At 62.4% G+C, this 7,674-nt stretch carries 4 protein-coding genes; all 4 read right to left on the bottom strand.

The features are described 5' to 3' along the window. A partial coding sequence (locus BQ17_RS16335; RefSeq protein WP_176722480.1) for a transposase occupies window positions 1–791 on the bottom strand: 791 nt, incomplete at its 3' end. A gap of 322 nt (window positions 792–1,113) precedes the next feature. Continuing rightward, on the bottom strand, window positions 1,114–1,938 hold the full coding sequence (locus BQ17_RS16330; protein ID WP_089728847.1) for a LolA-like protein: 825 nt from the start codon (window positions 1,936–1,938) through the stop codon (window positions 1,114–1,116). Between the two features lie 98 nt (window positions 1,939–2,036). Beyond that, window positions 2,037–6,227, bottom strand: a complete 4,191-nt coding sequence (locus BQ17_RS16325; protein WP_089728845.1) for an efflux RND transporter permease subunit — start codon at window positions 6,225–6,227, stop codon at window positions 2,037–2,039. Then, window positions 6,224–7,390, bottom strand: a complete 1,167-nt coding sequence (locus BQ17_RS16320) for an efflux RND transporter periplasmic adaptor subunit (protein ID WP_089728844.1) — start codon at window positions 7,388–7,390, stop codon at window positions 6,224–6,226. The genes BQ17_RS16325 and BQ17_RS16320 overlap by 4 nt, the downstream gene beginning before the upstream one ends. Between the last annotated feature and the right edge of the window lie 284 nt (window positions 7,391–7,674).

The following is a 7,674-nucleotide window of genomic DNA, read 5'->3' as shown; positions in this document are numbered from 1 at the left end:
CGTGCAGTGGCATCAAAGGGCATCAGCGGGGCTTGGGGCAAGATTTGCGTCTCGGCCTCCGGTCGTAACCGCTCCCCGTCGAGTACTGTGTCAGGATCTTTAACGGTTGCAGTCTCCCGCGAGCCGGTTTCGGATCCAGTCTCCTCCGGCAAGCCGACGACGCGTTCCTGAATCGAGGTATAGTCCGAGGTCTCCGGCGTCTCGGCCAGTCCTGCCCGGACCGGATTCAGATCCACATAGGCCATCGCCGCCAGCAGCGCCTTCTCATCGAGCAACGCCTGGCTCTTGAAGCGACCCTCCCAAAACCGCCCCTTCACCCCATCCTCCGCATTAGCCCGACGGGCGATGTGCTCGTTGAGAGTGCGCATGAACCAGGACAAATCATGCAACCGTTCCCGATAGACCGCGGCAAGCTCTCCAACCTTGGCAATTTCCGCCTGGCTCATCGACCCTCGTGATTCTGAGAGATACCGGGTTACCAACAAAGGTCCGGTGAAGAGCGCTGTCCAACGCCTCAATACCTCCTCCATCGACCAATCCAAGGCCCGTCCCCGGTCGATGCGCACCACGATGTGGTAGTGGTTACTCATCACCGCATAGGCGGCCACATCGATGGCAAACAGGGTGGCAAGCTGCTGGATGCGCTCGACGATCCAACCGCGGCGGTGGTCGAAGTTCTGACCCGAGAACCGATCCTCACCACACAAGAAGGCACGACGTACACAGCGGCATACACAGTGATACCAGGGGGTGTCTTCAAGGGAGACGAGAACGGAGCGGGGAGCGGTCATGAGAGGTTCTCTGTGGTTCCGTGTCGAAAGGCAGCTTAGTTTGGGAGGGAAAAGATGTCAAACAAAGTGGGTGTCCTTTTCATTCTCAAGGCGGGGCCTACTCTCAAGTGTAATCGCTTGGTTGGAAAACGATAGCAGAAAACGTGGTCTGTGGTCTGTTCCCATTTTCCCTGTCCCTATTTTATTCAGTAACCGATTGTTTTCAAAAGCTATTTTATGGGGATACCTCAGGGACAGACCACTTTTCTCGGCGAGGGTGTTACCGCCCGCCACCATACCGCACCACAGGGGCAAAGACACCCTGGGGCCTCGACCCGCGGGGTCAGGGTTTAATCGCTCCGCCCTCTGGCCCGGCCGGCGGCACTCCCGGTCCACCTGGTCCACCCGGAGGCATGGTTATACGTTCATAACCGGTAGGAATCTCGAACAGGTCGTCGGGTTGCTTGCCGACGCGGATGTTCTTCAGCTCGCTGACCATACCGCCGGGGAGCTCCTGACGCACGGTGAGCTCGAGCGCGGGATCGAACCACTGGAAGGTGCGCATCTCCGGCCGACCGGGCATGGTCGCGACCAGCTCCCATTTCTCGGCTTGGCGCCCGTTCAGTTTTTCCGTGGCAACGAATTTGAGTTCCGTAGTTTGCCCGTCGGACATCTCCTGACGCAGGGGAACACCCCGCTCCTTATCGATCCACTGGGTGCTCTTCATGGGCTGTTCCGAATGGGAGGCGGAAGCGACCATCTCCCATTTAACGGCCATGCGCCCGTTGATCTTCTCCTCCCCGAGCTGCCGGCAGGTCAGTCCCGGCATACCACTACAGGGATCCTTGGCCTGAATCGAGCGCGTACCCGGTATTGCACCTCCCGATCCGCCCAGCGGTCGCTCCATGTACTTTTTCCGGTCCGGAAACAGCATCCATTCGACACCGCGACCTTCATCGGTTATCTGGATAATCTGTTGTCCCTGCTGGGACAGCTCGGTGCGCGTCCGCTTGTCGCCCACGAACAACTTGCCGGCGGATAGCTTTCCTTGGGGCCCCTGCTGGGACACCTCGGCGGAGAACTGGGTGCCGGCGAGCACCGCGCCGGAAGCCGCCGCCAGCAGCCCGACGGCCAGCGAGCGCCAAATCGTCAGTATCGCAATCTTCATCTCGGTTTCACCCCTGTTCATCGGGTTGGAAGGCGTCGATTTGGCACCATTGGTAGGGCAGCACTGGTCACCGTGCAGAACGAATCAAGGCCCTGATATCAGTCAAAGCTCGGTCCCTGGCCATCATCCGCTTTAAGGCGTATGCCACGCCGCCTGGGCTTTTTCTGGATCGACGCCGGCTTTACCGTTTTCGGCTTGACCGTGGTCTTCTTTGCCACTGGTTTCTCCGTAGCAACCCGCTCCTTGCGGGTATCGTCGGCGGCCTCTTTGCCGGTTGCCTCTCTCTGCGCCGCCGATGCATCCTGTTCCGCCGTCACGGCTGGATCGGTTTGCGGTTTTGAGACCATTTCCTCCGCTGCATCGGAAGCCGCGTCCGTCACTGCCATCGGTTTTGCATCAGTCGCCGGTGTCGCCCCGCCGGCCGCTTGGGGTGCGCTTGAGGTACCGGCCTGCGCCGTCTGAACCTCCGGCGTGCCTTGCCGTGACTCCTGTCCGACGGTCAGGGTATCCTTCCGCGACTCAACACCGGTTGCCTCTTCCCGTGCGGCTGGTGTATCCGTCTCCTCGGTCTGCGGCACTGAGGCTGTCTCCTCAGGCGTGCTCGATGGGTGCTCGGTCCTCGCCGCGGCACTGTCCGACGGCGGCGGTACCGGCGCGCTACCGGATCCCGAAACCGAAACGGTCGGGGAAGTACCGGAACCACCTGACAGGCCCCCCCCACCTGCGCCCGGCACGGCTGGCGGGGCCGGTGGCTTGGGCGTGGGCCATTTCTTTTTCACCCAGCCCTTCAGAAAATCGTACAACAACAGAAAGAGCCCGCGGATCAGGTAGAAGCCTAGGATGATCCCTTCCACCAGGTAGCCCCAGACCTTGGTCAGGATGCCGGTCCGGGGCTCCTTCTGCTTGGGTTCCTTCTCGATCTTCGGTTCCTCCTCGGCCTCTGCCGTTGCGCAAGGCACGCTTGTGCCGGCCGGTGCGGTTGCTGCCGCCACCTCGCACAGGTCCTTGCTGGCGGCAACGCAGCCCAAGGGGATCACAATGAGCGTGAGCAGGGTCGAGACCAATACGCCAGAGGCCAGCGAGATCGCCATGCCCTGGAAGATGGGGTCGGTAAAGATGACGCTGGAACCCGCCACCAGGGCCAGGGCGGTGATCACGATGGGGCGGGTCCGGGTCTTACAGGCCCGGATGACGGCCTCGGCCACGGGCACCCCCTTCTGTACCTCGTGGATCGAGAAGTCCACGAGCAGGATCGAGTTACGCACGATGATGCCGGCCAGGGCGATCCAGCCGATCATCGAGGTCGCGGTGAATTCACCACCCAGTCCCAGCTTGAACATGATCAGGTGGGCCGGGATGATCCCTAACAGGGTCAGGGGAATGGGCGCCATGATCACCAGGGGGATCCGGAAGTTGCCGAACTCCCAAACCACCAGGATGTAGATGAGCACCAGCGCGACCATGAAGGCGGCGCCCATGTCGCGGAAGGTCTCGTAGGTGACCGTCCACTCGCCGCTCCACTCCCAGGCCGAATACCGGTCGTTGGGGGGGGGACCGATCCAGTAGGCCTGTGGGACCGAGCCATCCGGTGCCACATAACCGGCGGTATCCATCGCGTCCCGGATCTGGAACATGGCATAGACGGGCGCGGCCAGGGTACCGCCCACGTCGGCAACCACGAATTCGACCGCACGCAGGTCCTTGCGGTAGATGATGGCCTCCTCGGGTACCCGCTGGAAGGCCCCGAGCTCCCGCAGTGGAATGGTGAATCCGCCACTGGACTGGATCGGCAGATCGCCCAGGCGTTCGATCTGGGAACGCTCCGCCAACGGGACCTGCACGACGATCTCGATGGGTTCGTGACCCGCCTTCTGCTTGACGTCCCCGATCGGTGCCCCGCCCAAGGCCATGGCCAGGTTGCGATTGATGGTATCGACGGAGATGCCGCGGCGTACTGCCTTTTCGGTATCCACGTCGAAGCGCCAATAGTCGTAGGTATCGCGCAGGTAGTTGTCGACGTCGCGGGCACTCTCGGCCTGGGCGAAGAACTCGGTCATATCACGCGCGAACTGGCGGCGGATCTCCGGTGTCGGACCATGGATCTCTGCCACCACCGACTGTAATACCGGCGGCCCCGGCGGCATCTCGACGACGGCGATATTGGCACCGGCCTCCTCGGCCAGCTCCGCCAGCATCTCTCGGGCCGTGACCGCCAGCTCGTGACTGCTCCGCTCGCGGTCGTTCTTGTGCAGGAGCTGCACCTGGAGCTCGCCCTGCCAGGGGTCGGACCGCATGTAATAGTGGCGCACCATGCCGTTGAAATCGAAGGGCCGTGCTGTGCCCGCGTAGAGCTGGATGGCCGTCACCTCCGGCAGGGTACGCAGCGCTTCCGCCATGCGGTGCGCGAGGTTGGCGGTGACCGGCAAGGCCGTGCCTTCCGGCATGTCGATCACGACCGAGAACTCCGGCTTGTTGTCCAGGGGCAACATCTTCACCGGGACCCACTTGAAGTAGAAGAAGGCGCAGGTGAAGAGGAAGATACCCCAGAGGACGAGGCGGAAAAGGGTCCGCTTGCCCTTGCGCTCGATGAGGGGGGTCAGGACCTTGCGGAAGCCCTTCTCGAGCCTTTCCGCTCCCTTATGCTCACGTCTTTCCGCCGTCTCCAGGTAGCGCATGGAGGGCCGCAGCCACTTGGACAACGCAAAGTAGGGGGTGAATACGAAGGCGGCGAACAGGGAGATAAACATTGCCACCGAGCCCAGGGCCGGGATCGGCTCCATGTAGGGCCCCATCATGCCGCTCACGAAGCCCATGGGCAGCAGCGCGGCGATGACGGTAAAGGTGGCGAGAATGGTGGGGTTACCTACCTCGCGCACCGCGTCCACCGCGGTCTCGTCGTCGGTGCGCCCCTCCTCCAGCCAGCGCCGGTAGATGTTCTCGATCACCACGATGGCATCATCCACCAGGATGCCGATGGAGAAGATGAGGGCGAACAGGCTCACCCGGTCGATGGTGTACTCCCAGACCCAGGCGGTAAAGATGGTCATGAGCAGGACCACCGGGATGACCAGCAGCACCACGATGGCCGGCCGCAAGGCCCGGAACGCCCCCCAGACCAACAGGAAGACGAAAAAGGTGGCGATGAACAGCTTCTTGATCAGGTCCGAGACCTTATCGTCCGCGGTCTCCCCATAGTTGCGGGTGATACTGACCGCCACATTGTTGGGGATCCGCTCGCCCTTGATCTGCTCCACGCGCTCGATAATGGCGTTGGCGACGGTGACCCCGTTGGTCAGCTCCTTCTTGGCGATGGCAAGGGTGACCGCGGGCACTCCATTGGCCTTCAGGTCTTCCGGTGCGGCCGGCCCCGTGTAGTAGGCTACCAGTTGCTTGGCGTCCTCCGGACCCTGGACGACCCGCGCCACATCGCGCACATAGATGGGAACATTCTGGTGGGTCCCCACCACCAGCCGATTGATCTCGTCGGCGCTCTTGAGGAAGGAGCCGGTGGTCACCGAAAAATGGGCGCCGCTCGACTCCACCCCGCCGGCCATGGTCTCGGCATTGGCGGTCTTGAGGGTCTGGGCAACCTGATCCAGGCTGATGCCGTAGCCGGACAGGCGCTCGGGGTAGACGTCCACCGTCACCTGCTCGCGGCGGCCGCCCACGATAAAGGCGTTGCCCGTGTCCTTGACCTCCTTGACCGCTTGGAGCACGTCCTGGGCGAGGAGGCGCAGCTGCCCGTCGTCTACATCCGGCTGGCCGTCCTGGTCCAGATCCTTCGACCACAAGGTAAGGGTGACGATGGGTACGTCGTCGATGCCCTTGGTCTTGACCAAGGGCGGCATGACCCCCGGTGGGATCTTGTCCATGTTGGAGGCGAGCTTGTCGTTCACCTTCACCAACGACGGACCCATCCGCTCCCCCACCTCGAACTCGACGGTGACCAATCCTCTATTGCGTTGGGATGCCGAGTAGACGTGCTTGACCCCTGGAATCTCGCTCATGATGCGCTCGAGCGGCTGCATCGCCAGGTTCGACACTTGCTGGGCGGAGGCCCCTGTATACTGCACCATGATGTCGATCATGGGCACCGAGATCTGGGGATCCTCTTGGCGGGGCGTCATCACCAGACCGAGCAGGCCCATCAGGAGCATCGCGACAAAGAACAGAGGCGACAGGGGGGAGCGGATGAAGAATCGCGCCGTGCGCCCGGCGATGCCGAGGTGTTCATCCGTGTACTTGGGTTTCCGACCCTCGGGACTCGTCAGGGTCTGGTCTTCATTCATCGTTCAATATGCCCATCTTCAGGCTGCCGTTGTTGCTGGGTGGACCAACCGGCGGCGACCCCCGGCGGCGGGTCCGCCAGGATCCGCTCGTCCGGGCGCAGACCGCTGAGCACGGTGATCAAGCCGTCCGGAAGCGGCTCCCCGACCCGGATGAGGCGCAACTCGGCATGGTCCTGCTCATCGAGCACATAGACCCCCGGCAGGCTGCCGTTGTAGCGGATCGCCGACTCGGGGATGACCGGGTTGGCGCGCATGGGGGCCTGGAAATCCGGCACCAGCACCTTGGCGTACATCCCCGGCTCGGACACGCCCTGGGGCAGGTCGAGCTTGACCTTGACCGTATGCCGCTGGGGATCGGCCATGGGGAAAATCTGGGCCACCCGGGCCGGTACCCGCCGGTGGTTCACATCGAGCTCGGCGTGGATCATAAGGCCCTCGCGCAGACCTGGCCGCAGCCGCGCCGGAACGTCCACCTCGACCTGTAGGTACTGGACATCGGCGTAATTGAGCAGCGGTTGACCGGGCTGCACCGTATCGCCGACCTCGATGAATTTCTTGACGATGACACCGTCGAAGGGTGCGATGCTGCGGGCATCGCGCAACTTGGAATCCAACGCCTGCAGCTCCGCCTGCAACCGCATGAGGGTGCTGCGTGCCTGCTCGACCTGGGTACCGGAGGAGTAAAGATCCGCGGACAATTCCGCGCCCCGAGAGCGTTCCCCCATGAAATCCTCCATGGGTCGGGTGAACATCTGGTCGAACAGGTTCGGGATGCCCATGCCGCCCGGGGGGGTGCGGGAGCGCGGCGCGAAGATCTCACGGTTGTACTGCATGCCGGCGTTGCGCAGCGCGGCATCGGCGCTTTGCATCCGGGCCAGCAGGGCCTGGCGGTTGGCGAGCAGCTCACGGTCGTCGAGGGAGACGAGCAGGTCGCTCTTCTTGAAGGCATCGCCTTCGATACCGGCAAGGTATTTGACCCGTCCCGGCAGCTGGGCGGCGAAGGTTACCTCCTTATATGGGATCACGGTCCCGCCTACCGAGACGGTAGGGGCCCCCTCGGCCTGCTTCACCACGAACTCGCCGCCCGGAGGCACCGCCGCAACGGCCTGTGCCGCCAACGCCAAACTCACCACCAGCAATCCGCGAACCATCGCTAATCCCATATGCCTTGCTACCCGAGTAAGCTGCTATTGCAACAAAATAAGAATTATCACCAAATCAATCGATGCCCGCAAGCACGGGCAAGGATTAATGCATACAAATCAGGTGCCTAATGGAAGCCGACAACCACTTGTATCGGCTGGAATTCGGTCCCGGATATCACCCCGAGAAGCGGGTGCGCGCGATCGTGAGGACTCGATTAGCTGCCCGTGAACATAAATAGCGACACTAACACAAACAGGGTATCGTCCCGAACACTGTTTAGGTATAACATTCAGTGAGCATA

The organism is Candidatus Thiosymbion oneisti, assembly GCF_900092655.1.
Classification (GTDB): domain Bacteria; phylum Pseudomonadota; class Gammaproteobacteria; order Chromatiales; family Chromatiaceae; genus Thiosymbion; species Thiosymbion oneisti.
Note: the sequence above shows the minus strand (reverse complement) of the source record. Positions and strands in the feature narration are given on the sequence as shown.

What these genes read in the sequence shown, in the direction of transcription:
- BQ17_RS16330 (WP_089728847.1), bottom strand. Translation starts at nt 1,938, where the DNA reads ATGAAGATTGCGATACTGACGATTTGGCGCTCGCTGGCCGTCGGGCTG.
- BQ17_RS16325 (WP_089728845.1), bottom strand. Translation starts at nt 6,227, where the DNA reads ATGAATGAAGACCAGACCCTGACGAGTCCCGAGGGTCGGAAACCCAAG.
- BQ17_RS16320 (WP_089728844.1), bottom strand. Translation starts at nt 7,390, where the DNA reads ATGGGATTAGCGATGGTTCGCGGATTGCTGGTGGTGAGTTTGGCGTTG.